We start from the raw sequence: 23,244 nt of genomic DNA, 5'->3' as shown, positions 1-23,244 counted from the left end.
TTCGACCACGTGGTGCGGACGCGGTGGGGCAGCACGGCGAGTCGCGCTGCCCCACCGCTTGGTGCCTACTCGCTGTCGTGCAGGTTGCCGTCGCCGCCCGGCCACGGCGCGTCACCGGAACTTCCGGCGTTGTCGGACCGGAGGCTGTCGTACCGGTCGTGGACGGCGGTCAGCTCCTCCACCGCCACCAGGAGGCCGCTCCGGGTCGGAGGCGGTGTCGTGTGCTCTTCCACCTCGTGCTCCTTCCTCTTCGGTTCTCCCGCCGGGGTTCCGGCGGGAGGTCGTAGCCGCCCCGTGGGAGGAGTGGATTTCCGCGGGGCGGCGGTCATCAGGCGGCGTGGCGAGCCGCAGCGCTGCACCGGCGATCGGGTTGGCCGGCCGTTCCTCGGCAGGACGTCCGCGTCCTGACGCAGGGTGGTCTCCATGACGCGCTGGTCCAGTTCGTACAGACACGTGCGGCAGGCCTGAGGGCCACGTGCATACCACTCGATCGGACGGGACCGATCCACGTCACCTCGACGTCGTCACATCTGCACCACAACCAGCACTCGCCGCGTGTCTGCCATTCATGGCGGTCCCACAGGACGTAGGTGGCGGGCTCCCCGTAACGGGGTCGACGTCTCGGCGGGCGGGCCGGGACACCGCATCGGGACCGGCAAGCGGAACTGCTCGTAGCGTGTGCCGTCCCATCACGCAATCGCCAGAATGAGCGGTTCGGGCTCGGCTCCGGCCTCCCGCTTCGGCCGGAAGGCGAACAACCTGCGCAGGGCTGCGGCGCGGACGGCGGGCGCCGCCGTGGGAAGCGCCATTTCCGCCCACACGCGCTTGCCACCGCCGGTGGGTTCCCAGTCGTACCGCGACGCGAGGAGGCCGACCAGCGCCAGGCCGCGCCCGCTCCCGTCGTCGGCTTGAGCGCAACTCATCCGTGGGGGCGACGGGTCACCGTCGAGGACGTCGATCATCAAGCGACCGGAGCGGTGGTACAAGGCGACGGTGACCGGCCCCGCCCCATGGACCACGGCGTTGGTGATGAGTTCGGAGGCGACGAGGCGGATGGCGTCGGTCGCTTCCTCGTCCAGCGGCACATCCCATGCACGCACCTTGTCGACGACCGTGTGCCGGGCCAGGGGCACTTCCCTTTCCGTACCCGCGAGGACGAACCGATGGACGAGCGTGGGCATGGCTGACGCCTCCGAAGAGCTGGAGAGTGGTTCCGTCCCCGACGGGGCACGGGAATGAAACCGCCGATCCGAGGGGCCGTTCCGAGAGCGAGCGCCTCGGCCGCGTCCCTCGGACGGCTGGTGCTCAGTCAACGGCGCCGGCTCGCGTGTCGGAACGTTTCCAGGGGGTTTCTCCGGGACGCCCTCCCCACACGCAGGCACCCGGAGTAACCTCCCGACTACGTACGAGGGATGACGGGAGTGGTGACGTGCCCGGTGAGCCGTTAGCAGTCCACCCGCTGAGCTTCCTCCTCCAGAGGCGCGGGTGGGGGAAGGCCGAATTCGCACGGCTCATGCAGGAGCACGGGAGGTTGCTCGGGATCCCGCTGGCGACCAACAGGACGACTGTGTGGAAGTGGGAGCAGGGGCAGGAGCCGGACGCGGACGCCCAGTACGTCCTTGCTGATCTTCTGGGCGTTCCGTACGAACAGGCCCGCGCGGAGGGATGGCCCCGGTGGCTCCCGGTCTGGGAGGTGACGGGACTCACCGCCCCGTGGACCGAGGCCGGCACGGTCGAGGCGTTGTCCGATCTGGTGGGGAGTGGCCGCGTGGATCGCCGGGGTTTCCTCACCATCACCGGCGTCTCCTTGACGGGCCTCGCGGCGAGCTGGGTGGACGCGCCCTCCGCCTTCGCCTCGGCACTGGGCGGCGACAGGGTCACGGACACGATGGTCTCGACGATCGAGCAGCGCGTCAGCACCCTCCGCACACTCGACGACCAGCTCGGAGGCGCCCGGCTCCTGGAGCAGTCACGCGGTGATCTCGCCCTGGTCACCGGCCTTCTCGGCGCCGGCCGGTGCACCGACGAGGTCCGCGTCCGCCTGTACGCGTCGGCGGCCCGGGTGTCGCACCTGACCGGGTGGATGGCCTACGACGCCGGTCTGCGATCCGCCGGGCAGCGCTACTACGTCGGCGCCCTGCGCAGCGCCCGTACCGCCGGGGACGACGCCTTCGGCGCCTTCGTCCTCGCGGAGATGGGAGTACACGTCTCCGAGGCCGGGCGCACCGCCGAGCGGGTCGCCCTCATCTCGACGGCGATCGACAACGCTCCCCACTCGTTGTCACCCTGTACCCGGTCCTTCCTCCACCTGCACAAGGCCGAGGCGCTGTCGCGCGACGGCGACCACCGCAAGGCCGCCACCGTGCTCAACCGCGCCATGTCCCTCTGGGAACGCCGTACGGCGGAGGAGAACCCGGACTGGCTCGACTGGTTCGGCGAGGCGCAACTGAGGTCGACCGAGGGCAAGGTCCTGTTGCGCTCCGGACAGGTGGAGCGCGCGACGAGCTCCCTGGAGACCTCGGTGGCGAGCGCGGCTCCCCGGGACAAGGCCGTGCGGTCCAGCCGCCTGGCCGAGGCACGGCTCGCCGGCGGTGACCTGGAGGGGGCGTTGGACGCCGCGAACTACGGCGCCGGGCTCTTGGAAGGCAGTGTCAGCTCCGTACGGGCTCTGGACCGCATGAAGGAGTTCTCCGCGCGGCTCGAACCGTACAAGTACGTGCCCTCCGTCCGTGAATTCCACGAGCGCCTGCAGGAACTGCCCGTCGCCGTCTGACGGCCATCGTCCGGACGTCGGGGGTGAGCTCGTCTCACCGGGCAGGGCGGCCGAGCTGCCAGGATGAACGGCATGACGACGATCGACGGTGAGGTGGCGCCCGGATTCGAGCCGGTGCGTGAGGCGTTCACGGCGAACTTCGCCCGGCACGGAGACGTCGGCGCGGCGGTGTGCGTGTACCGGCACGGCCGGCCGGTGGTGGACCTGTGGGGCGGTGTCCGCGACTCAGAAACCGGTCACCCGTGGACGCGGGACACGCTGCAGCTGGTCTACTCGGCGACCAAGGGAGCGACCGCGACCGCGGCACACATGCTGGCCGAGCGCGGCGCGCTGGACCTGGACGCGCCGGTGGCGAAGTACTGGCCGGAGTTCGCCGCGAACGGCAAGGCGGACATCCCGGTGCGCTGGCTCCTGTCCCACCAGGCCGGCCTGGTGGCGCTGGACCGGCCGGTACCACTGGAGGAGGCGTTGGCCTGGCATCCGATGGCGGCGGCACTGGCCGCTCAGCGTCCCCTGTGGACTCCGGGCACGGCACACGGATACCACGGTCGCACCTGGGGCTGGCTGGTCGGCGAGGTGATCCGCCGGGTGTCCGACCACACGCCGGGCCGCTTCTTTGCCGACGAGATCGCGACACCCCTCGGGCTGGACTTCTTCATCGGCTTGCCGACGGGTGAACGTCACCGGGTCAGCCGCATGGTGTACCGGCGGCCGGACGTCGATCTCACCGTCCTGCCCGCCGAGTCGGTTCCCGAGGAACTCCGCGAACAGGTCTCCGCCTGGCGCGACCCGGACTCGCTCAGCAACAAGGCGTACGCGGTCACCGACCCCGCCGAGATCGACTTCGACTCGCCGGAAGTTCAGGCCGCGGAACTTCCTGCCTCCAACGGCATCGGTACGGCACGCGCGCTCGCCCGCATGTACGCCGCGCTGATCGGCGAGGTGGACGGCGTACGCCTGCTCTCCCCGGCCGCCCTGGCGTCGGCGATCGGAGAGCAGGCCCACGGGAAGGATCGGGTGATGCTGATCCCGAGCCGCTTCAGCGCCGGATACATGCTGCCCACCGAGGCCAACCCCATGACCGGCCCGAACGCCTTCGGCCACACCGGTAGAGGCGGCTCGCTCGGCTTCGCCGACCCCGAGCACGGCATCGCCTTCGGTTACGTGATGAACCACATCCTCGGAGGGGCCGACGACGTGCGTGCGGCTTCGCTGGTCGACGCGGTGCGAAGGTCGCTGGCGTAAGCGACTGCTGTGCGTCGTGGGGATACGAGGTCATCGGGCAAAGCCGGCCATCACCGGCCTCGCCGGTTCTCACCGTGATGGTCCGAGCCGTCGACTGAGCAGCGTCCACGACGACCTGGGAGGAATCCAGCATCATGCTGTAGTTCTGCGCCCGGTCCTTCGCGCTATGCCGCGCAGTCCGCCCCGCACCGCGGTCTCTCATCACTGCTCGGTCGTGCCCCCGGAGAGACGGGGGGCACGACCCTTGCTCGATCATTTTCCCGGTATGGACCAACCATCACGTCGGAGTGCCGCAGTCCACCATTGCTCTACCGATTCTGCCCATTCCGGCTCGATGTCCGAGGCGAAGGCCAGCACCCCTGAAACGTGCCGCACGAGCCCCTCGAACGAGCTGAACCCAACGTGCGCAACGTGAGCTCGGAGCCCGAATGCCTCGACACCACGAACATGCTGTAACAGCCGAGAACGCGTTTTTTATCGAGCACTTTCAGGCTGGCCACCGATCGGGGGAGGGCCCCGGTGACCGCAACGGACAGGGCTCCCATGCCATTGGGTGAGGTGTTCGAAGTCTCGACCTTTCGGTCCAGGAGCCCTCAGCGAGTGCGACCGCCTGGGCGACGGGCGGGCCGACCACTCCCACAAGCACCGACGCCACAGTGTGAACATGCAGGTCGTCACCGATCCCGAAGGCCGTCTGCTGTAGATCTCGCCGGCCCTGCCGGGCCGTGCCCACGACCTGACCTCCGCACGCACCCACCGCATCATCCGGATCTGCGAACGCCAGGGCGTCCCGATCATGGCCGACCGCGCCTACACCGGCGCAGGACCCTGGGTCACCACCGTCATCCGCCTCCCACCCAACGGCGAACTGTCACCGACCGAGGTGACGCCGAACCGCGCACTCGCCCACGCCCGCGCTCCCGTCGAACGAGGCATCGCTGAAAAGGCTCAGTAATTGCTCGTCACCACAACGAAGAGGCACGCGATGACCGCAGCCATACAGAGAACGGCGATGGTGATCAGCGCACAGCCGAGCACTCCTGAAGTCCAGGCGATCGCCGACCAGCCGGACCGTGTCGCTTGTTCGGCTCGCTGGACTGCTTCGTGGTGGTCACTGTCGTCGCACCAGTCGACGACAGCCGCCACAGGGGGCTCGGATCCAACTCCCAAAGCGGTGCGCACGCACGAGCGCCCTCCCGGGCCGCCGTGGGGCGGGGGAAGGGCGCTCGGCACCGCTGGGCCGCCGGTGATCAGTTGTGGCTGTGCAGGATCTCGTTCAGGCCGCCCCAGACCGCGTTGTTCGGGCGGGCCTCCACCGTGCCGGTGACCGAGTTGCGGCGGAAGAGGATGTGGGAGGCGCCGGAGAGTTCGCGGGCCTTGACGATCTCCCCGTCGGGCATGGTGACGCGGGTGCCGGCGGTGACGTAGAGGCCGGCCTCGACCACGCACTCGTCGCCGAGGGCGATGCCGACGCCCGCCTCGGCGCCGATGAGGCAGCGCTCGCCGATGGAGATGATGACGTTGCCGCCGCCGGAGAGGGTGCCCATGGTGGAGGCGCCGCCGCCGATGTCGGAGCCGTTGCCGACGACCACGCCGGCGGAGATGCGGCCCTCGACCATGGAGGTGCCGAGCGTGCCCGCGTTGAAGTTGACGAAGCCCTCGTGCATGACCGTGGTGCCCTCGGCCAGGTGCGCGCCGAGACGGACGCGGTCGGCGTCGGCGATGCGGACGCCCTTGGGCGCCACGTAGTCCGTCATGCGCGGGAACTTGTCGACCGACGTCACCTGGAGGTGCAGGCCCTCGGCGCGCGCGTTGAGGCGGACCTTCTCGAGGTCGTCGACGGCGACCGGGCCGAGGGAGGTCCAGGCGACGTTGGCGAGGAGGCCGAAGATGCCGTCCAGGCTCTGGCCGTGCGGCTTGACCAGGCGGTGGGAGAGCAGGTGCAGGCGCAGGTAGGCGTCGTGCGTGTCGATCGGCTTGTCGTCGAGGGAGGCGATGACCGTGCGGACCGCGACCACTTCGACGCCCCGGCGGGAATCCGGGCCGATCGCCTTGGCGGCGCCCTCGCCGAGCAGCTCCACGGCCTTCTCGGCGGACAGGCGCTCGGTGCCGGACGGGCCGGGCTCGCCGACGAGCTCGGGCGCGGGGAACCAGGTGTCGAGAATCGTGCCGTCGGCGGCGACGGTGGCGAGGCCGGCGGCCGCGGCGCCGGTGGTGCGAGGAGCAGTGGTGTCGGTCATGAGGGAAACCTAACCGGCGGGGGGCCGTGGAAGCTAACCAGCGAGGCGGCGTCTCAGGTGGCGGTCCGCTCGGGCCGGGGGCGGGGTCCGCTCCGACGGGACAGGGCCTGCCCGGGGGCCGGTGGCGGCACCCGCCGCGGTTCCGGTGGCGGAGCCGTCACCGGCCCGGAGGGCGGCCCCGCCGCGGCCCCGCCGTGCCCCGGGCGCGGAGGCGGCCCGCTCCGGCCCGGTGGCGGCGCGTGCCGGCGTCGCATGCGCGGGCGAACCCCGACGTGCCGCGACCGCTCGGTCACGCCTCGTCTCCCCGGGGCGCGGCCGGGCCGGCTCCCCGCGGCCGGCCGTCCCGTGGTGCGCCGCGGCGCCCGCCGTCAGCGCCCGGCCGCCCGGTGAGTTTATTGTGGGAACTCGCCGTGTCAGCCTCGGCCGAGGGTGGCCGGGGGGCGAAGGGACGGAAGAGTCATGGCCCGCAGGACCAGCCTGGAGGACTCCGGCTGCGCCATCGCCCAGGCCCTGGAGGTGGTGGGCGACTGGTGGACCCTGCTGATCGTGCGGGACACCGCCCGCGGCGTGCACCGGTTCGACGCGTTGCAGCGTGAACTCGGACTGTCCCGCAAGGTCCTGACCGAGCGGTTGCGGCTGCTGGTGGCGGCGGAGGTGCTGGAGCGCGTGCCCTACCAGGACCGTCCCGTGCGGTACGAGTACCGTCTCACCCCGCGCGGCCGCGCCCTGCTGCCCGTCCTCGTCGCGCTCCAGGACTGGGGCGACACGTGGGTCCTCGGCGACGGCAGCACGACGGCCACGGCGGCGGAGGCCTCGGCGGAGGCCCGCCGCGTCCACGGACTCGTCGGCACCCGCGTCCCGCCGCTCCATCTGCTCGACGACCGGGGCGAGATGCGGGACCCGGTCGCCGACGGCAGCCCGTTCACCGTGCTGTACTGCTTCCCCGGCGCCCACGCGGACCCCGACGCCTGTCCGCCGGGCTGGTCCGACATCCCCGGGGCCCCGGGCTGCACGCTGGAGTCCCGCACCTACCGGGACCGGCTCGCCGAGTTCGACGCGGCCGGCGCCGCCGTACGGGGCGTCTCCACCCGGCGCCCCGACGAACAACGGGCGTTCTCGCGGCAGGAGCGGCTGGGCTTCCCGCTGCTGTCCGACACCGAGCTGGCGCTCGTCGCCGCGCTGCGCCTGCCGACGTTCCGCGCGGCGGGCGTGAGCCGGCTCAAGCGGCTCACGCTGGTCGTCGACCGTGAACGGATCGTGCGGCACGCGCAGTATCCGGTGACGGACGTGGCGGGAAGCGTCGAGGCGGCGTTGGCCGCGGTCGGGAAGTCGCGGGAGGGACCCGGCGCGGGGCCGCGGCCATGAGGTCGTCGAGGGGGGCGAAGCGGTGCGTCGTGGAGCGGGGCGGGCCCCGTGCCGGACCTCAGCGCCGGGCCAGCGCCAGCACGCTCAGACCGAACATCAGGACGCCCAGGGGGAGATGGACCGACGGGACGTGCGCGATGCCGAGCACGACCTGGACCGAGGCGAGCGCGAGGAAACCCGACGCGTGCCGGACGGGCCGGGGCGAGCCGCCGCCCGGCTTCCACGCCAGCACCGCCGCGAGCACGTACAGCATCGACGCCCCGTACATCACACGGGCTCCGGCGCTGTGCAGCGTCTCCCCGTAGGACGAGGTCAGCAGCAGTCCGGCGGAGACCGCCTGGAGGAAGATGGTCAGGGTCTGCAGGGCGATCGCGCCCCGCAGGAACGAGGAACCGCGGTGTGCGTCCGCCTTCGCCGTCGCCTGAGTGACCATGTCACAGTCCCCTTTTCCGCCCTCGGGCAGTGGATCGATAAGGTCTCACCAGCCCGACGACGCGGGCCGGCGAAAGGTAAGGCGGGGGGCGGCCGGAAGCATGGGGACTGTCGGGAGCGGCGCGGACGGGACAGCCGGCGAGCGACGCCAACTGATCAATGTCGCTTACCGGTTGCTCGGTTCGGTGACCGAGGCCGAGGACGCCGTGCAGGACGCCTACGCACGCTGGTACGGGCTGCCGCGAAGCCGGCGGGAGGAGATCCTGTCCCCCGGCGCCTGGCTGACGACGGTGACCGGCCGCATCTGCCTGGACCTGCTCGGCTCGGCGCGGGCCCGCCGTGAACGCTATGTCGGCGCGTGGCTGCCCGAGCCGCTGCCCGACCGCGCCGAGCGGGACCACGCGGGCGGCGCCGACCCCGCCGGCCCCGCGGACCCCGCCGACCAGATCGTCCTGGACGAGTCGGTGGCCACGGCCTTCCTCGTCGTCCTGGAGGCGATGACGCCCGCCGAGCGGGTGGCGTTCGTCCTGCACGACGTCTTCCGGTACCCGTTCGCCGAGATCGCCGGCGTCCTCGACCGGACCCCTGCGGCCTGCAAGCAGCTGGCGTCCTCCGCCCGGCGGCGGGTGAGCGTCGCGGGCGCCCCGGTGACGGCGGCCGGCCGGGCCGACGTGGTGAGGCACGTCAAAGAGGCGTGGGAGGCCAAGGACATCGCGGCCCTCGTCGGTCTCCTCGACCCGGCCGCGGTGATGACCGCCGACGGCGGCGGTGTGGTCGGCGCCGTCCTGCGCCCGGTCGAGGGCGGCGCACGCATCGCCCGGTACCTGGTCGCCATCGCCGACCAGGCTCCGGGGCTCGAACTCCTGGAGCGGTCGGTCAACGGTGCGCCGGGCCTGGTGGCCCGGCGGGCCGGCGTCGTCATGACCGTGGCCTCGTTCGACGTCTCCGACGGGCGCGTCACCCGGATCTGGGCGGTCCGCAACCCGGAGAAGCTGCGGCCGTGGGCGCGGGAGGGCTAGCAGGTCCTCCCCGCGGCAGGGCGTGCGGTCGCCGCCGGCGGACGAGCGCGCGTCCGAGGGTGCGGAGTGGTCCGGACAGCCCGGGGACCACTTCGTCGGGAGTTCCGAAACGGCTGCTCGTCAGTCACAGGTTCCACTACTGTTTCACCGTTCACACACCGGGCCCTCGCAGTCGCGGCCGCCGTCAGGGGCGCCGCTGGAGGACAGCGCATGCCAGACGACAAGTCCCGGCCTTCCCTGGAGCTTCCCTGGGAGAACGGCTGGGCCCCGGACACCTCCCGGGCTCCCGGAACGCGACGGCTCTGGCTGGCCGGCGCGCTCGCCGTGGCCACCGTCGTGGCCTGCGTGACGGCGATCGCCCTCAACGACAGGCCGGCTGACGACCCGTCGGCCGCCCGGCAGGAGCGGACGACGTCCGACAGGAAGGCCTCGTCGGGGCTGATCTCCTTCGCCACGCCGTCCGCGAGCGGATCCCCCTCCCCCTCGGCCGCGCACGACGGCGCGTCGCCGTCGTCGGCCGGGTCCTCCTCGCCGCGTCCGCAGGGCAGTTCCCCGGTGCGCGGGTCCGCCGCGCCCTCCCCGTCGGCGGCCGCGCCGACCAGGGGCACGTCCGGCCCGGAGCCGGCCGCCGTCCGGCGCTCGGTGCGGTCGGTCAACCTCCCCGACCACTACTGGCGCGTGGGCGGCGCGACGGTGCGGCTGGAGCGGGCCGGCGGTCCGGAGTTCCGCGAGGACGCCACCTTCACCCTCGTCGACGGCCTGGCGAACGGCTCCTGTTACTCCTTCCTGGCGTCCGACGGCACCTATCTGCGCCACCGCGACTTCGTCCTGCGCGCGGAACACGACGACGGCTCGCCCCTCTTCCGCCAGGACGCGACCTTCTGCTCCCGCGCCTCCTCCTACTCCGGCGCCGTCATGCTGGAGGCGGTGAACTACCCGGGCCACTTCCTGCGCCACCGGAACTTCCAGCTCGAGCTCCAGCGGTACCAGCAGAGCGGGCAGTACGCCGCGGACTCGGCGTTCCGGCTGGTGGACGGGCTGGCGTAGCAGGCACCGGGACCGGGGCGCGGGCACCCGGGCACCGCAGCGGCGGACGACACGGAAGAGCGGCGGCACCCTGACGGGGTGCCGCCGCTCTCCTGGCCGCCGACGGGCCGGCCGGTGGACCTCAGACGTTGAAGCCGAGCGCCCGGAGCTGCTCGCGTCCGTCGTCCGTGATCTTGTCCGGGCCCCACGGCGGCATCCAGACCCAGTTGATGCGCAGCTCGCTGACCAGACCGTCCGTGGCGGACTTGGCCTGGTCCTCGATGACGTCCGTCAGCGGGCAGGCCGCGGAGGTCAGGGTCATGTCGACGGTCGCCACGTTGGAGTCGTCGATGTGAATGCCGTAGATCAGGCCGAGGTTGACGACGTCGATGCCCAGTTCGGGGTCGACGACGTCCATCAGGGCCTCGCGGAGTTCCTCCTCCGACGCCGGCTTCATCTCCACGGTCTCGCTCATGCCGTCTTCCTTTCGGCGTCGGCGTCGGCGCCCAGCGCCTGGGCCGTCGCGTCCTTCCACGCCATCCAGCTGAGGAGGGCGCACTTGACCCGGGCCGGGTACTTGGAGACCCCGGCGAACGCGACCGCGTCCTCCAGGACCTCCTCCATGGCGTCGTCGGGCTCGATCTTCCCCTTGGACTGCATCAGCTCCAGGAAGGTCTCCTGGATCTTCTGCGCCTCGGACAGGTCCTTGCCGACGAGGAGCTCGTTCAGCACGGAGGCGCTCGCCTGGCTGATGGAGCAGCCCTGGCCCTCGTACGAGACGTCCTCGATCGTCGTGCCGTCGTACTTCACACGCAGGGTGATCTCGTCGCCGCACGTCGGGTTCACGTGGTGCACCTCGGCGTCGCCGTTCCTCAGACCACGCCCGTGCGGGTTCTTGTAGTGGTCCAGGATGACGTCCTGGTACATCGAATCCAGCTTCATGCGATCGCTCGTCCCGTCCCGTCAGCCGAAGAAGTTCCGTACGTGCTCCAGGCCGTCCACCAGAGCGTCGATCTCGGCCGGCGTGGAGTACAGATAGAACGACGCTCGCGTGGTCGCAGGAATTCCGTAGCGCAGGCAGACGGGCCGCGCGCAGTGGTGGCCCACGCGGACCGCGATGCCCTGCTCGTCCAGGACCTGGCCCACGTCGTGCGGGTGGATGTCGCCCAGCGTGAAGGAGATCGCCGCGCCCCGGTCCTCGGCCGTGGTCGGGCCGATGATCCGCAGGTCGGGGACCTCGCCCAGCCGCTTCACCGCGTACTCGGTGAGCGCGTGCTCGTGGGCGAGGATCTTGTCCATGCCGATGGAGTCGAGGTAGTCGATCGCCGCGCCGAGGCCGACCGCCTGCGCGATCGGGGGCGTGCCCGCCTCGAACTTGTGGGGCGCCGGGGCGTACGTCGACGAGTGCATCGACACCGTCTCGATCATCTCGCCGCCGCCCAGGAACGGCGGCAGGTCCTCGAGCAGTTCCTGCCGGCCCCACAGCACGCCGATGCCCGTCGGACCGCACATCTTGTGGCCGGTGAAGGCCACGAAGTCGGCCTGGAGGGCCTGGACGTCCAGGGGCATGTGCGGCGCGGCCTGCGAGGCGTCGACGCAGACCAGGGCGCCGACCTGCTGCGCCCGGCGGACTATCGCCTCGACCGGGTTGACCGTGCCCAGGATGTTCGACACCAGCACGAAGGAGACGATCTTCGTCTTCTCCGTGATGACCTCGTCGATGTTCGACAGGTCGAGGCGGCCGTCGTCCGTGAGGCCGAACCACTTCAGCTTCGCGCCCGTGCGCTGCGACAGCAGCTGCCACGGCACGATGTTGGAGTGGTGCTCCATCTCGGTGATGACGATCTCGGTGTCGGAGTCCACGCGGTAGGGCTCGTCGGCCCAGCCCAGCATGTTCGCGACGAGGTTCAGCGACTCCGAGGCGTTCTTGGTGAAGATCACCTCGTCACGGCTGGGCGCGTTGATGAACGCCGCGACCTTGTCGCGCGCGCCCTCGTACAGCGCCGTGGCCTCCTCGGCGAGCACGTGCACGCCGCGGTGGACGTTGGCGTTGTGCTGCTCGTAGTACTCGGAGAGCACGTCGAGCACCTGACGCGGCGTCTGCGAGGTCGCCGCGTTGTCCAGGTACACGAGCTTCCTGCCGTCGTGGATCACGCGATCCAGGATCGGGAAGTCCTTGCGGAGCGCCTCGGTGTCGAGGAGGCCCGGCAGCTGTGTCACGCGGATGCGCCACCCTTCGTGTAAGCCTCGTAGCCCTCTTCCTCCAGCTTGTCGGCGAGCTCGGCGCCGCCGGACTCGACGATCCGGCCGCCGGAGAAGACGTGCACCTGGTCGGGCTTGATGTAGCGCAGGATGCGCGTGTAGTGCGTGATCAGCAGGGTGCCGACCTCGCCGGTCTCGCGGACGCGGTTGACGCCCTCGGAGACGACCCGGAGCGCGTCGACGTCCAGACCGGAGTCCGTCTCGTCGAGGATCGCGACCTTCGGCCTGAGCAGTTCGAGCTGGAGGATCTCGTGGCGCTTCTTCTCACCGCCGGAGAAGCCCTCGTTGACGTTGCGCTCGGCGAAGGAGGGGTCCATGTTGAGGCGCTCCATGGCCTCCTTGACCTCCTTCACCCAGGTGCGCAGCTTGGGCGCCTCGCCGCGGACGGCGGTGGCGGAGGTGCGCAGGAAGTTCGACACGGAGACGCCCGGGACCTCGACCGGGTACTGCATCGCCAGGAACAGGCCCGCGCGGGCGCGCTCGTCGACGGACATCTCCAGGACGTCCTCGCCGTCGAGGGTGACGGTGCCGCCGGTGATCGTGTACTTCGGGTGACCCGCGAGGGAGTAGGCGAGGGTCGACTTGCCGGAGCCGTTGGGGCCCATGATGGCGTGCGTCTCGCCCTGCTTCACGGTGAGGTCGACGCCCTTGAGGATCTCCTTCGTGGCGTTGTCGGCCTCGACGGTGACGTGCAGGTCTCGGATTTCAAGCGTAGCCATGGGTGTCTCAGGACTCCTGGGTGAGGGAGACGAGGACGTCGTCCCCTTCGATCTTTACGGGATATACGGGGACGGGGCGCGTCGCCGGAAGGCTGTCGGGCTTGCCGGAACGCAGGTCGAAGCGCGAGCCGTGCAGCCAGCACTCGATGTGGCAGTCGTCGACCTCGCCCTCGGAGAGGGAGACGTTCGCGTGCGAGCAGATGTCGTGGATCGCGAAGACCTCGCCCTCGGTCCGCACGAGGGAGACCGGCGTGCCGTCGAGTTCCACCCTCTTCGGGGTGTCCTCCTCCAGCTCGCTCAGCCCGCAGGCGCGTACGAAGGACGTCATGCGACCGACGCCTCCAGCTCCTCTTCGATCTTGGCGATGAGGCGCTCCTCGATGTCCGGGACGCCGATCTGCTGGACCAGTTCGGCGAAGAAGCCGCGGACCACCAGGCGGCGGGCGTCCTGCTCGGGGATGCCGCGGGCCATCAGGTAGAAGAGCTGTTCGTCGTCGAAGCGGCCGGTGGCGGAGGCGTGGCCCGCGCCGACGATCTCGCCCGTCTCGATCTCCAGGTTCGGGACCGAGTCGACGCGCGCGCCGTCCGTGAGGACCAGGTTGCGGTTCATCTCGTAGGTGTCCGTGCCCTCGGCCGCGGCCTCGATCAGCACGTCGCCGATCCACACCGCGTGCGCGTCGTCGCCCTGGAGGGCGCCCTTGTAGACGACGTTGGACTTGCAGTGCGGGGTGTTGTGGGTGACGAGCAGGCGGTGCTCCTGGTGCTGCCCGGCGTCCGTGAAGTACAGGCCGAACAGCTCGGCCTCGCCGCCGGTGCCGGCGTACTCGACGCGCGGGTGCAGCCGGACGACGTCGCCGCCGAAGGTGACGACCACCGACTTGAAGGAGGCGTCCCGTCCGATGAGGGCGTTGTGCTGGGCCACGTGCACGGCCTTGTCGTCCCAGTCCTGGACGGAGACGACGGTCAGCTTGGCGCCGTCGCCCAGGATGTAGTCGACGTTGGCGGCGAGCACGGCGTCACCGGTGTGGTCGATGACGACGACGGCCTCGGCGAAGGCGCCCAGTTCGACGATCTGGTGGCCGAAGGCGGTTCCGCCCCGGCCGTGCACGGCGATGCGGATCGGCTCGGTGAGCACCGTGTCCTTGGGGACGGTGACCACGCCGGCCTTCTCGAACGCCGAGTAGGCCTGGGCGGCGACGCGGTCCACCGGGGTGCCCGCCTTGCCGAGCCGGGCGTCGTCCCGGCCGACGGTCTCGACGGTGACGCCCTCGGGGGCCTGGACGTCGACCTTCACGCCGTCGCCGTTCGCCACGGCGGTGCCGTCGTGCAGACCGCGCAGGCGCTCCAGCGGGGTGAACCGCCACTCCTCCTCGCGGCCGTGCGGGACCGGGAAGTCCGCCACGTCGAAGGACGGGGACGCGCTCATGCGCGAGACGACGGTCGACTCCGCGGCGACCGCGATCGAGCCCGCGGTGGTGGATCCCACGGGGATGTTCTGGGCCTCAGCCATGGCTGTCGTTGTGCTCTCTTTCCTACGTCGGTGGAGATCTCGGCCCGCCGGGTGGGGGCGGGCCGTTGCTGCCGGACGGCGGGCGGCGTCAGCCGACCGCGCCCTCCATCTGCAGCTCGATCAGCCGGTTGAGCTCCAGCGCGTACTCCATCGGCAGCTCCTTCGCGATGGGCTCGACGAAGCCGCGCACGATCATCGCCATCGCCTCGAACTCGCTCAGACCACGGCTCATCAGGTAGAAGAGCTGGTCCTCGGAGACCTTGGAGACGGTCGCCTCGTGGCCCATGGACACGTCGTCCTCGCGGACGTCGACGTACGGGTACGTGTCCGAGCGGGAGACGGTGTCCACCAGCAGCGCGTCGCACAGCACGTTGGACTTGGAGCCCGGGGCGCCCTCGCCGATCTCGATGAGACCGCGGTAGGAGGTGCGGCCGCCACCGCGCGCCACCGACTTGGAGACGATGTTGGAGGAGGTGTTCGGGGCCATGTGGACCATCTTGGCGCCGGCGTCCTGGTGCTGGCCCTCGCCCGCGAAGGCGATGGACAGGGTCTCGCCCTTGGCGTGCTCGCCCATCAGGTAGACGGCCGGGTACTTCATCGTCACCTTGGAGCCGATGTTGCCGTCGATCCACTCCATGGTCGCGCCCTCGTAGGCGACGGCGCGCTTGGTGACCAGGTTGTAGACGTTGTTCGACCAGTTCTGGATGGTCGTGTAGCGGCAGCGGGCGTTCTTCTTGACGATGATCTCGACGACCGCGGAGTGCAGCGAGTCCGACTTGTAGATCGGCGCCGTGCAGCCCTCGACGTAGTGCACGTAGGCGCCCTCGTCGACGATGATCAGGGTCCGCTCGAACTGGCCCATGTTCTCCGTGTTGATGCGGAAGTAGGCCTGCAGCGGGATCTCGACGTGGACGCCCGGCGGGACGTAGATGAAGGAGCCGCCGGACCACACGGCGGTGTTCAGCGCGGCGAACTTGTTGTCACCGGCCGGGATGACCGTGCCGAAGTACTCCTTGAAGAGCTCCGGGTGCTCCTTCAGGGCGGTGTCGGTGTCGAGGAAGATGACGCCCTGCTCCTCCAGGTCCTCGCGGATCTGGTGGTAGACGACCTCCGACTCGTACTGGGCGGCGACACCGGCGACGAGGCGCTGCTTCTCGGCCTCCGGGATGCCCAGCTTGTCGTAGGTGTTCTTGATGTCCTCGGGCAGGTCCTCCCAGGACTCCGCCTGCTTCTCCGTGGAGCGCACGAAGTACTTGATGTTGTCGAAGTCGATGCCCGACAGGTCCGAGCCCCAGTTCGGCATGGGCTTCTTCTCGAAGAGCTTCAGGCCCTTGAGGCGGAGCTTGGTCATCCACTCCGGCTCGGACTTCTTCGAGGAGATGTCCTTGACGACGTCCTCGCTCAGACCTCGCTTCGCAGCGGCACCGGCCTCGTCGGAGTCGGCCCAGCCGTATTCGTACTTGCCCAGGCCCTCGAGTTCGGGGTGGGCAGTCTCCGTGGGGAGAGTCATGCGGGGTTCCTCCCGGCCGTGCTTGCAGATGCGTTGTGGGAAATCTTGGGGATGAACGTCGTGCAGACGCCGTCGCCGTGGGCGATGGTCGCCAGTCTCTGGACGTGCGTTCCGAGCAGCTGGGAGAAGATCTCGGTCTCCGCCTCGCAGAGCTGCGGGAACTTTTCCGCGACGTGGGCGACGGGGCAGTGGTGCTGGCACAGCTGCTCACCCTTTTGCGGGAGGGGCGCACTGCGCGCCGTAGCAGCGTACCCGTCCGCGCTCAGGGCCTTGGCCAGTGCTTCGGTGCGCTCCTCGGGGGCCGCGGACTCGATCGCCGCGCGGTACGCGGCGGCCTGCTCGGCGATCCTCGCGCGCGCGAAGGCGACGACGGCCTCGTCCCCGCCGAACCGCTGCTGGATCCACCGCAGGGCGTCGGCGGCGAGCTTGTCGTACGACTGGTCGAAGGCGTCGCGGCCGCAGTCGGTGAGGGCGAAGACCTTGGCGGGGCGCCCGCGGGTCCGCGCTCCGTACACCCGCTGCTCACGCGCCTCCACGACGTCGTCGGAGACCAGCGCGTCGAGGTGGCGGCGCACGGCCGCCTGGGTGAGCCCGAGCCGTCCGGCCAGCTCGGCGACGGTCGACGGCCCGTGGTCCAGGATCGACCGGGCGACCCGGTTGCGCGTCGAGCGCTCACCGGTCGCCAGCTCCTCCTGAGGGGCCCCCGGAGGGGTCTCCCGAGCCTGTCCGACGTTTTTCACAACGCCATTGTTGCGTAATTCATCGGGGGCAGGCAAGCCGCCCCCGGAGCGGTGGACGGTGCCCTGCGTCACTTAGGCATACCTAATCCGACCTGCGGAAACGATCTCCGGCCGCTCGGCGCGGCGGTAAAACCGCTGGCCCCCGGGACCCCCTTCCGGAACACTGCCGGACCATGCCCACACCCCCTGCCACCGGCCCGCTCGTCACCCGGGACACCCTCGCCGAGGAGCTGCGCGAGCTGGGCGTCGCGCCGGGAGAGACCCTCCTCGTGCACTCCTCGCTCAGCTCGCTCGGCTGGGTCTGCGGAGGCGCCGTCACCGTCGTCCGGGCGCTGCGGGACGCGCTCGGCCCGGGCGGCACGCTCGTGGTCCCCACCCAGTCCGGCGACCTGTCCGACCCGGCGCTGTGGAGCAATCCGCCCGTGCCCGAGGAGTGGTGGGAGCGGATACGGGCCGCCATGCCGCCCTACGACCCGCTGATCACCCGCAGCCTCGGGGTCGGCGTGATCCCCGAGACCGTGCGGACCTGGCCCGGCGCCCTGCGCAGCGCGCATCCGCAGACCTCGTTCGCGGCGCTCGGCCCGCGGGCCGCGGAGATCGTCGGGGGGCACGCTCCGGACTGCCGGCTGGGCGAGCGCAGCCCGCTGGCCCGGCTGGAGGAACTGGGTGCGCGGGTGCTGCTGCTGGGCGCGGGCTACGACAGCTGCACCAGCTTCCACCTGGCCGAGTACCGCGTCGAGTCGCCCCTCGTGGCGGTGGGCCGGCCCGCGGCCGGCGGCGGCTGGGAGGTCGTCACCGAGGTGTCCGTCGACGCGGACCGGTTCGACGAGCTCGGCCACGACTTCGAACGGGACCGTCCGGTCGTCCGGGGAAAGGCGGGCGCCGCCGACGCGCGCCTGTTCCCGGTCGCGGACGCCGTCGCCTACGCCGAGCGGTGGCTGCCGCTGCACCGGCCCCGCGGGACGGAGAGCACGCGCCCGCCCGCCTGACACCCGGCCCCGGGAACGGATCCGTCACCCGCCGACCGGAGCGCCCGCGCGCGAACCTAGACTCTGGAGCCATGCGAACCGATCCCGTCGTCCGGATCCAGGCCCTGGTGAAGCGGTACGGCACGAAGACCGCGGTGGACGGCCTCGACCTGACGGCCCGGCCCGGCGTGACCGCGGTCCTCGGCCCGAACGGCGCCGGCAAGACGACGACGATCGAGACCTGCGAGGGGTACCGCGAGGCGGACTCCGGCACCGTGCGCGTCCTCGGCCTCGACCCGGTGCGGCAGGCCCGGGAGCTGCACCCGCGGATCGGCGTGATGCTCCAGTCCGGGGGCGTGTACTCGGGCGCGCGGGCCGACGAGATGCTGCGGCACGTGGCGAAGCTGCACGCGCATCCGCTGGACGTGGACGCGCTGATCGAACGGCTCGGGCTCGGCTCCTGCGGCCGGACGACGTACCGCCGGCTGTCCGGCGGGCAGCAGCAGCGGCTCGCGCTGGCGATGGCCGTGGTGGGCCGCCCGGAGCTGGTGTTCCTGGACGAGCCGACCGCCGGCCTCGACCCGCAGGCCCGCCGCGCCACCTGGGACCTGGTCCGCGACCTGCGCGCGGACGGCGTCTCGGTCATCCTGACCACCCACTACATGGACGAGGCCGAGCAGCTCGCCGACGACGTGGCGATCATCGACGCCGGCCGGGTCATCGCCCAGGGCTCCCCCGAGGAGCTGTGCCGCGGCGGCGCCGAGAACACGCTCCGCTTCACCGGCCGCCCCGGCCTGGACGTCGGCTCGCTGCTCAAGGCGCTGCCCGCGGACTCCTCCGCCGCCGAGCTGACGCCCGGCTCCTACCGGGTGAACGGCAAGGTCGACCCGCAACTGCTGGCGACGGTGACCTCGTGGTGCGCGCAGCACGGGGTGATGCCGGACCGGATCTCGGTCGAGCGGCACACCCTGGAGGACGTCTTTCTGGAGCTGACCGGCAAGGAGCTGCGTGCATGATTCCGGCCCACCCACGAATCTGCCGGGGGTCCGGGGGTCGTCCCCCGGAAAGGCACAGCCTGGAGCTGACCGGCAAGGAGCTGCGTGCATGATTCCGGCCCACACACGAATCTGCCGGGGGCCCGGGGGTCGTCCCCCGGAAAGGCACAGCCTGGAGCTGACCGGCAAGGAGCTGCGCTCGTGACCACCACCGGCACCTACACCCCCCGGCCGGGCGCGGCCCCCCTCCCCCGCATGATCGCGGCGCAGGCGGCGCTGGAGACGAGGATGCTCCTGCGCAACGGCGAACAGCTGCTGCTCACCGTCGTCATCCCGACGCTGCTGCTGGTGCTGTTCGGCTCGGTGGACATCGTCGACACCGGCGAGGGCGAGGCGGTGGACTTCCTCGCCCCCGGCGTCCTCGCGCTCGCCGTGATGTCGACGGCGTTCACCGGGCAGGCGATCGGGACGGGCTTCGAACGCCGGTACGGCGTCCTGAAGCGGCTGGCGTCCTCACCGCTCCCGCGCTGGGGCCTGATGGCCGCGAAGACCCTGTCCGTGCTGGTCACGGAGGTCCTCCAGATCGTCCTGCTGACGGTGATCGCGTTCGCCCTGGGCTGGTCCCCGCACGGCAACCCCCTCGCCGTGCTGCTCCTGCTGGTGCTGGGCACGGCCGCGTTCTCCGGGCTCGGCCTGTTGATGGCGGGCACCCTGAAGGCGGAGGCGACGCTGGCCGCCGCCAACCTGGTCTTCCTGCTGCTCCTGGTCGGGGGCGGGGTCGTCGTGCCGCTGGAGAAGTTCCCGCCGGCCGCGCAGGACGTCCTCGGCCTGCTGCCGATCTCGGCGCTCTCCGACGGCCTGCGGGACGTGCTCCAGCACGGGGCGGGGACGCCCTGGGGCGACCTGGGCGTCCTGGCGGTGTGGGCGGCCCTGGGCCTGGCCGCGGCCGGCAGGTTCTTCCGCTGGGAGTGAGGCCCGCGGCCCGGGCGCGGAGCCGCGGGCGCCCCTCGTGAAAGCGTGCACAAGCGGCCCCGTACGATGGAGCGCGTGCCAAACGTGACCCGCGCAGACGCCGTAGCGGCCGTGCGCAACCCCCTCGCCTTCATCGCCGGACGCTGGACCCCCTCCCCCCGGACGGTCCGGCGTGCGGCCCTCGCCGCAGTCGTGATGTCGGTGATCATCGTGGTCACCGGCGGTGCGGTGCGGCTCACCGGCTCCGGGCTCGGCTGCCCGACCTGGCCCAAGTGCACCGACGACTCCCTCACCGCCACCAGCGAGATGGGCCTGCACGGCGCCATCGAGTTCGGCAACCGCATGCTGACGTACGTGCTGTGCGCGGCGGTCGGCTGGGCGATCATCGCCGCACGCTCGCAGAAGCCGTACCGGCGCTCCCTGACCCGGCTGGGCTGGGCCCAGTTCTGGGTCGTCATGAGCAACGCGGTCCTCGGCGGGATCGTGGTCCTCGTCGGCCTCAACCCGTACACGGTCGCCGCGCACTTCGTCGTGACGTCGGCGCTGATCGCCCTCGCCACGGTGATGTGGCAGCGCGCCCGGGAGGGCGACACGGCCCCCCGTCCGCTGGTCGGGCGGTCCGTGCAGCAGCTGGTGTGGTGCCTGGTCGCGGTCTCGGTCCTGCTGATCCTGGTCGGCACGGTCGTCACCGGCGCGGGCCCGCACGCGGGCGACTCCAGCGAGGTGGAGCGGATGCCCCTCGACTGGGAGACGGTCACCAAGGCGCACGCCGTCCTGGCCTGGATCGTGGTCTCGCTGACCTTCGCCCTGTGGTTCGTCCTCAAGGCGGTCGACGCCCCCAAGGGGCCGCTGGACCGCACCCGCGACCTCTTCCTGGTCCTGCTCGCCCAGGGCGTGCTCGGCTACGTCCAGTACTTCACCGACCTCCCGGAGCTCCTGGTCGGCCTGCACATGCTGGGTTCCGCCCTGGTGTGGATCGCGGTCCTGCGGGTGCCGCTCGCGCTGCGGGAGCGGCCCGAGGCCGCGCTGCCCGAGGCGCCTCAGGAGTACGAGGCCACGAGCGCGTCGATCGCCGGACGCAGGTAGCTCCTGGTCAGCTCCCCCCGGCGGGCCCGCCACTGCCCGGTCGGCGGGGCGGGGGCGTCGTAGCGCCGCCTGCGGATGTCCTCGACGACCTCGGCGGGCGCCCCGAGCGCGGGCAGCAGGTCCAGGGCCTCGCGCTTGGAGATCAGCCGGCCGTCGCGCAGGGTGACGGTCGCCCGCGCGAAGGTGAGCATCCCCAGGTCGACCCACACGTCCCGGGTCCACAGCGGGCGGTCGTCGAGGGCCGGCCGCCAGAAGTCCCGCTGGTCGCGCACCACGAAGTCGCCCAGCTCGCGGTCCGGTACGGGCGGCAGCAGCTCCGCGGGCGCCTTCCCGTGCAGCACCCGCCCGAAGCCGTGCAGCTCGCGCCGGGTCACCGGGGTGACCGGCCGCTTGAAGAGCTCCTCGTGGGCCCAGGTCGGATGGCGCCGGGCGGGGTCGCCCGCGGTGTCCGGGGTCAGATAGGTGCAGTGCAGTTGCCGGGCGAGCGGTTCGTTCCGCAGCCGGGCGTGCGACAGCGCCAGCCGCCAGACCGTCCGTGGGGTGACCGGATCGTCCAGTACGGCGATGAGGTCCAGGTCGCTGCGGCCCTCCTGGTAGTCGCCCCCGGCGAGCGAGCCGTGCGCCCACACGGCGAGCGGGCCGAGTGCCTCGAGGCCGGTGAGGAAGCGGTCGAGCAACGCGTCGGTCTGCGTCATCCGCCCAGTCTGTACGCCTCACTCCAGGCCGTACACCCGGCGCGCGTTGCCCGCCGCCACCAGTCCCGCGACCCGCTGCGCGTCGCCGAGCGACCACGCGCCCTCGGCGACCCAGCCGCCCAGCACCCGTGCCAGGGCCTCGCGGAACAGCCGGGCGCCCACCACGTGCAGCTCCGGCAGGCCCCGGGCCCCGCTGGAGAAGAGGATCTTGCCGAAGGGGGCCAGTTCCAGGATCTCGGCGAGGACCGTCGCCGCGCGGGCCCCGGTGCGGACGAGGGCGGCGCCGGAGTCGGCGTAGACGTGCGGGAAGACGCCGGCGAGGTGGGCGGCGTGCCGGTGGTGGGGGTAGCCGTGCAGCAGGACCAGGTCGGTGCCGAGGCCGGCCGTCGCGCGGACGAAGTCCGTCAGCAGGACCGGGTCCGTGCGGTCGGTGCGCAGGCCCGCGCCGAGTCCCGCGTGCAGCTGCAGGGGCAGCCCCGAGGCGACGGCGATCCACAGCAGGTGCCGTAACAGCACCGGATCGCCCAGTTCCCCGCCGACCGGGCGGGCGGCCAGCCAGCGGCCCGCCGCACCGCGCACCTCCCCCGGACCGGGCGGCTCGGGTGCGAGCGCGAGGCCGTGCCGGACGCCGGCCACGGAGGTGAAGGCGACGGCGTGCGCGGCGGCGCCGTGCACGGCCTCGGCGAGGTTGGCGAGGAAGGACTCGACGGTGCCGGAGGTGTCGGCCACCTGTTCGGCGAGGAGTTCCAGGCACACGATCTCGCAGGCCCGCGCGTCGCCCGCGGACGCGATCTCGTCCGGGCCGGTCAGGTCGCCGGGCACACCGGTGTCGACGAGGTACGTCGTGATGCCGCTGCCCCGCAGCAGCCGCCGGCCCGCCTCCAGCACGCCGAGTTCACGGCGCCGGGCGAGATAGCGGGCGGGCGGGCAGTGCGGCTCCAGGCCGAGGAGCGGGGGGCACCAGCGGCGCACCGCGAAGCCCGTCTGGGTGTCGAAGAGGGTGGTGCCGGGCGCGGGCGGTCCCTCGGTGCGGGCCAGCTGGGCCTCGAAGGTGCCGAGGCCCAGCTCCGTTCTCAGGACGCCGTGGCAGTACTGGTCCACCAGGGACGGCGTTTCGATCATCCGGGACCCCCGACGGCCAGACCGTGTGCTCGGCTACTCCTCACACGGCCTAACGGGGGAACCCGGTGCCAGGTGTCGCTCAGGTGTTGGAGGGGCCGCCGATCTGGATGCCGGCCATGCGCGTCCACTCGTACGGGCCGGTCCTCACCTTGGCCGCGAACTCGCCGTCGAAGGCCTCGTGGACGGTGATCCCGGCCTTCTCGACGGCCTGCCGCGCGATCTCGACCGAGGGCGCCACCAGGTCGCCCCAGCCGCCGTCCTCCCCGACGAGCACGATCCGGGCGCCGCGCTCCCCGATGTAGGCGACCTGGCCCTCGGCGCCGCCGTGCGCCGCGGAGAAGGTGCTGATCTGCCGGGCGAGGCGGGCCACCTTGCGCCCGTCCTTCGCGTCAACCTGCTTGGTGTCTGCCATGGCCAGGATGCTACCGACGGGTAGATCAAACGGCGACGGCCGGGGGGCCCGGCGCGGGGGGGGCCGCCGCCGCGCGCCCGGGCCCAACCCCCGTCCGGCCCCACCCCCCCCCCCCCAAAACCCCAGCGGGAAAGCAGGAGGGTCCAGGTGATAA

Annotated in this window: 24 protein-coding genes and 2 pseudogenes; 11 read left to right on the top strand and 15 right to left on the bottom strand. The window is 71.7% G+C overall.

What is annotated here, in order from left to right:
• Positions 1-65: 65 nt before the first annotated feature.
• Together ACH4F6_RS26080 and ACH4F6_RS26075 are read right to left on the bottom strand one after the other, a co-directional pair.
• Positions 66-233: a hypothetical protein gene (locus tag ACH4F6_RS26080; protein ID WP_397962753.1), complete on the bottom strand. Its 168-nt coding sequence runs from the start codon at positions 231-233 to the stop codon at positions 66-68.
• A 456-nt stretch (positions 234-689) separates the two neighbouring features.
• Positions 690-1,181 carry an ATP-binding protein gene (locus tag ACH4F6_RS26075; RefSeq protein WP_397962752.1) on the bottom strand — a complete coding sequence of 164 codons (492 nt, stop codon included), beginning with the start codon at positions 1,179-1,181 and terminating at the stop codon, positions 690-692.
• A 248-nt stretch (positions 1,182-1,429) separates the two neighbouring features.
• Between ACH4F6_RS26075 and ACH4F6_RS26070 the strand changes: the two genes are divergently transcribed.
• The 4 genes and pseudogenes from ACH4F6_RS26070 to ACH4F6_RS26055 all read left to right on the top strand — a co-directional run.
• Entirely contained in the window at positions 1,430-2,773 is a 1,344-nt protein-coding gene (locus ACH4F6_RS26070) for a tetratricopeptide repeat protein (protein ID WP_397962751.1), read from the top strand.
• Between the two features lie 72 nt (positions 2,774-2,845).
• Positions 2,846-4,018 (top strand): serine hydrolase domain-containing protein, encoded by a 1,173-nt coding sequence (locus ACH4F6_RS26065; protein ID WP_397962750.1) that lies wholly within the window; start codon positions 2,846-2,848, stop codon positions 4,016-4,018.
• 14 nt (positions 4,019-4,032) lie between these two features.
• Positions 4,033-4,116 (top strand): annotated as a pseudogene (locus ACH4F6_RS26060) (GNAT family N-acetyltransferase); the annotation flags it as partial.
• 488 nt (positions 4,117-4,604) lie between these two features.
• A pseudogene (locus ACH4F6_RS26055) lies at positions 4,605-4,958 on the top strand (transposase family protein); the annotation flags it as partial.
• A gap of 310 nt (positions 4,959-5,268) precedes the next feature.
• On the opposite strand, the gene dapD reads toward ACH4F6_RS26055, so the two are convergent.
• Entirely contained in the window at positions 5,269-6,258 is a 990-nt protein-coding gene (dapD, locus tag ACH4F6_RS26050) for a 2,3,4,5-tetrahydropyridine-2,6-dicarboxylate N-succinyltransferase (protein ID WP_397962749.1), read from the bottom strand.
• A gap of 459 nt (positions 6,259-6,717) precedes the next feature.
• Between dapD and ACH4F6_RS26045 the strand changes: the two genes are divergently transcribed.
• Positions 6,718-7,623: a winged helix-turn-helix transcriptional regulator gene (locus ACH4F6_RS26045; protein WP_397962748.1), complete on the top strand. Its 906-nt coding sequence runs from the start codon at positions 6,718-6,720 to the stop codon at positions 7,621-7,623.
• Between the two features lie 58 nt (positions 7,624-7,681).
• Here ACH4F6_RS26045 and ACH4F6_RS26040 read toward each other — a convergent pair whose 3' ends face one another.
• Positions 7,682-8,056 carry a hypothetical protein gene (locus ACH4F6_RS26040; protein ID WP_397962747.1) on the bottom strand — a complete coding sequence of 125 codons (375 nt, stop codon included), beginning with the start codon at positions 8,054-8,056 and terminating at the stop codon, positions 7,682-7,684.
• 100 nt (positions 8,057-8,156) lie between these two features.
• Here ACH4F6_RS26040 and sigJ point away from each other — a divergent pair, with 100 nt between their 5' ends.
• Positions 8,157-9,074, top strand: coding sequence for an RNA polymerase sigma factor SigJ (gene sigJ, locus ACH4F6_RS26035; protein ID WP_397962746.1), 918 nt, complete (start codon positions 8,157-8,159; stop codon positions 9,072-9,074).
• Between the two features lie 210 nt (positions 9,075-9,284).
• Entirely contained in the window at positions 9,285-10,121 is an 837-nt protein-coding gene (locus tag ACH4F6_RS26030; protein WP_397962745.1) for an AbfB domain-containing protein, read from the top strand.
• A 121-nt stretch (positions 10,122-10,242) separates the two neighbouring features.
• Here the strand turns inward: ACH4F6_RS26030 and ACH4F6_RS26025 are convergent, their stop codons facing one another.
• The 8 genes from ACH4F6_RS26025 to ACH4F6_RS25990 all read right to left on the bottom strand — a co-directional run bounded on the left by ACH4F6_RS26025 (position 10,243) and on the right by ACH4F6_RS25990 (position 16,840).
• Positions 10,243-10,575: a metal-sulfur cluster assembly factor gene (locus ACH4F6_RS26025; protein ID WP_073942328.1), complete on the bottom strand. Its 333-nt coding sequence runs from the start codon at positions 10,573-10,575 to the stop codon at positions 10,243-10,245.
• On the bottom strand, positions 10,572-11,042 hold the full coding sequence (gene sufU, locus ACH4F6_RS26020; protein ID WP_397962744.1) for a Fe-S cluster assembly sulfur transfer protein SufU: 471 nt from the start codon (positions 11,040-11,042) through the stop codon (positions 10,572-10,574). The genes ACH4F6_RS26025 and sufU overlap by 4 nt, the downstream gene beginning before the upstream one ends.
• A gap of 21 nt (positions 11,043-11,063) precedes the next feature.
• Positions 11,064-12,320, bottom strand: a complete 1,257-nt coding sequence (locus ACH4F6_RS26015; RefSeq protein WP_397962743.1) for a cysteine desulfurase — start codon at positions 12,318-12,320, stop codon at positions 11,064-11,066.
• Entirely contained in the window at positions 12,317-13,081 is a 765-nt protein-coding gene (gene sufC / locus ACH4F6_RS26010; RefSeq protein ID WP_397962742.1) for a Fe-S cluster assembly ATPase SufC, read from the bottom strand. The genes ACH4F6_RS26015 and sufC overlap by 4 nt, the downstream gene beginning before the upstream one ends.
• A 7-nt stretch (positions 13,082-13,088) precedes the next feature.
• Positions 13,089-13,409: a non-heme iron oxygenase ferredoxin subunit gene (locus ACH4F6_RS26005; protein WP_397962741.1), complete on the bottom strand. Its 321-nt coding sequence runs from the start codon at positions 13,407-13,409 to the stop codon at positions 13,089-13,091.
• A complete protein-coding gene (gene sufD, locus ACH4F6_RS26000) occupies positions 13,406-14,590 on the bottom strand; it encodes a Fe-S cluster assembly protein SufD (protein ID WP_397962740.1) in 1,185 nt (394 codons plus the stop codon). Before sufD ends, ACH4F6_RS26005 begins: the two co-directional genes overlap by 4 nt.
• A gap of 88 nt (positions 14,591-14,678) precedes the next feature.
• A complete protein-coding gene (gene sufB / locus ACH4F6_RS25995; protein ID WP_397962739.1) occupies positions 14,679-16,100 on the bottom strand; it encodes a Fe-S cluster assembly protein SufB in 1,422 nt (473 codons plus the stop codon).
• On the bottom strand, positions 16,097-16,840 hold the full coding sequence (locus ACH4F6_RS25990; RefSeq protein ID WP_397962738.1) for a helix-turn-helix transcriptional regulator: 744 nt from the start codon (positions 16,838-16,840) through the stop codon (positions 16,097-16,099). The genes sufB and ACH4F6_RS25990 overlap by 4 nt, the downstream gene beginning before the upstream one ends.
• A 173-nt stretch (positions 16,841-17,013) precedes the next feature.
• Here ACH4F6_RS25990 and ACH4F6_RS25985 point away from each other — a divergent pair, with 173 nt between their 5' ends.
• From ACH4F6_RS25985 to ACH4F6_RS25970, 4 genes are all read left to right on the top strand, one after another.
• Complete coding sequence (locus ACH4F6_RS25985; protein ID WP_397962737.1) at positions 17,014-17,829, top strand: aminoglycoside N(3)-acetyltransferase; 816 nt, start codon at positions 17,014-17,016, stop codon at positions 17,827-17,829.
• 71 nt (positions 17,830-17,900) lie between these two features.
• A complete protein-coding gene (locus ACH4F6_RS25980; RefSeq protein ID WP_397962736.1) occupies positions 17,901-18,824 on the top strand; it encodes an ABC transporter ATP-binding protein in 924 nt (307 codons plus the stop codon).
• 234 nt (positions 18,825-19,058) lie between these two features.
• The gene (locus tag ACH4F6_RS25975) at positions 19,059-19,775 is read left to right on the top strand and encodes an ABC transporter permease (RefSeq protein WP_397962884.1); all 717 of its coding nucleotides are present in this window, start codon (positions 19,059-19,061) and stop codon (positions 19,773-19,775) included.
• Between the two features lie 66 nt (positions 19,776-19,841).
• Positions 19,842-20,861 carry a heme A synthase gene (locus tag ACH4F6_RS25970; RefSeq protein WP_397962735.1) on the top strand — a complete coding sequence of 340 codons (1,020 nt, stop codon included), beginning with the start codon at positions 19,842-19,844 and terminating at the stop codon, positions 20,859-20,861.
• Here ACH4F6_RS25970 and ACH4F6_RS25965 read toward each other — a convergent pair.
• From ACH4F6_RS25965 to ACH4F6_RS25955, 3 genes are all read right to left on the bottom strand, one after another.
• Positions 20,816-21,556, bottom strand: a complete 741-nt coding sequence (locus tag ACH4F6_RS25965; RefSeq protein ID WP_397962734.1) for a nucleotidyltransferase domain-containing protein — start codon at positions 21,554-21,556, stop codon at positions 20,816-20,818. The genes ACH4F6_RS25970 and ACH4F6_RS25965 overlap by 46 nt on opposite strands.
• A gap of 18 nt (positions 21,557-21,574) precedes the next feature.
• Positions 21,575-22,678, bottom strand: a complete 1,104-nt coding sequence (locus tag ACH4F6_RS25960; protein WP_397962733.1) for an amidohydrolase family protein — start codon at positions 22,676-22,678, stop codon at positions 21,575-21,577.
• A gap of 79 nt (positions 22,679-22,757) precedes the next feature.
• Complete coding sequence (locus tag ACH4F6_RS25955) at positions 22,758-23,090, bottom strand: hypothetical protein (protein WP_397962732.1); 333 nt, start codon at positions 23,088-23,090, stop codon at positions 22,758-22,760.
• Positions 23,091-23,244: the final 154 nt, after the last annotated feature.

Source organism: Streptomyces sp. NPDC017936 (assembly GCF_044328485.1).
Classification (GTDB): domain Bacteria; phylum Actinomycetota; class Actinomycetes; order Streptomycetales; family Streptomycetaceae; genus Streptomyces.
The sequence above is the reverse complement of the archived record's forward strand: the minus strand, read 5'-3'. Positions and strand labels throughout refer to the sequence as shown.

Bases quoted from the DNA above. Each gene is read 5' to 3' on its own strand.
- ACH4F6_RS26075 (WP_397962752.1), bottom strand. From the start codon at position 1,181: ATGCCCACGCTCGTCCATCGGTTCGTCCTCGCGGGTACGGAAAGGGAA.
- ACH4F6_RS26065 (WP_397962750.1), top strand. From the start codon at position 2,846: ATGACGACGATCGACGGTGAGGTGGCGCCCGGATTCGAGCCGGTGCGT.
- dapD (WP_397962749.1), bottom strand. From the start codon at position 6,258: ATGACCGACACCACTGCTCCTCGCACCACCGGCGCCGCGGCCGCCGGC.
- ACH4F6_RS26045 (WP_397962748.1), top strand. From the start codon at position 6,718: ATGGCCCGCAGGACCAGCCTGGAGGACTCCGGCTGCGCCATCGCCCAG.
- ACH4F6_RS26040 (WP_397962747.1), bottom strand. From the start codon at position 8,056: ATGGTCACTCAGGCGACGGCGAAGGCGGACGCACACCGCGGTTCCTCG.
- sigJ (WP_397962746.1), top strand. From the start codon at position 8,157: ATGGGGACTGTCGGGAGCGGCGCGGACGGGACAGCCGGCGAGCGACGC.
- ACH4F6_RS26030 (WP_397962745.1), top strand. From the start codon at position 9,285: ATGCCAGACGACAAGTCCCGGCCTTCCCTGGAGCTTCCCTGGGAGAAC.
- ACH4F6_RS26025 (WP_073942328.1), bottom strand. From the start codon at position 10,575: ATGAGCGAGACCGTGGAGATGAAGCCGGCGTCGGAGGAGGAACTCCGC.
- sufU (WP_397962744.1), bottom strand. From the start codon at position 11,042: ATGAAGCTGGATTCGATGTACCAGGACGTCATCCTGGACCACTACAAG.
- sufC (WP_397962742.1), bottom strand. From the start codon at position 13,081: ATGGCTACGCTTGAAATCCGAGACCTGCACGTCACCGTCGAGGCCGAC.
- ACH4F6_RS26005 (WP_397962741.1), bottom strand. From the start codon at position 13,409: ATGACGTCCTTCGTACGCGCCTGCGGGCTGAGCGAGCTGGAGGAGGAC.
- sufD (WP_397962740.1), bottom strand. From the start codon at position 14,590: ATGGCTGAGGCCCAGAACATCCCCGTGGGATCCACCACCGCGGGCTCG.
- sufB (WP_397962739.1), bottom strand. From the start codon at position 16,100: ATGACTCTCCCCACGGAGACTGCCCACCCCGAACTCGAGGGCCTGGGC.
- ACH4F6_RS25985 (WP_397962737.1), top strand. From the start codon at position 17,014: ATGCCCACACCCCCTGCCACCGGCCCGCTCGTCACCCGGGACACCCTC.
- ACH4F6_RS25980 (WP_397962736.1), top strand. From the start codon at position 17,901: ATGCGAACCGATCCCGTCGTCCGGATCCAGGCCCTGGTGAAGCGGTAC.
- ACH4F6_RS25975 (WP_397962884.1), top strand. From the start codon at position 19,059: ATGATCGCGGCGCAGGCGGCGCTGGAGACGAGGATGCTCCTGCGCAAC.
- ACH4F6_RS25970 (WP_397962735.1), top strand. From the start codon at position 19,842: ATGGAGCGCGTGCCAAACGTGACCCGCGCAGACGCCGTAGCGGCCGTG.
- ACH4F6_RS25965 (WP_397962734.1), bottom strand. From the start codon at position 21,556: ATGACGCAGACCGACGCGTTGCTCGACCGCTTCCTCACCGGCCTCGAG.
- ACH4F6_RS25960 (WP_397962733.1), bottom strand. From the start codon at position 22,678: ATGATCGAAACGCCGTCCCTGGTGGACCAGTACTGCCACGGCGTCCTG.
- ACH4F6_RS25955 (WP_397962732.1), bottom strand. From the start codon at position 23,090: ATGGCAGACACCAAGCAGGTTGACGCGAAGGACGGGCGCAAGGTGGCC.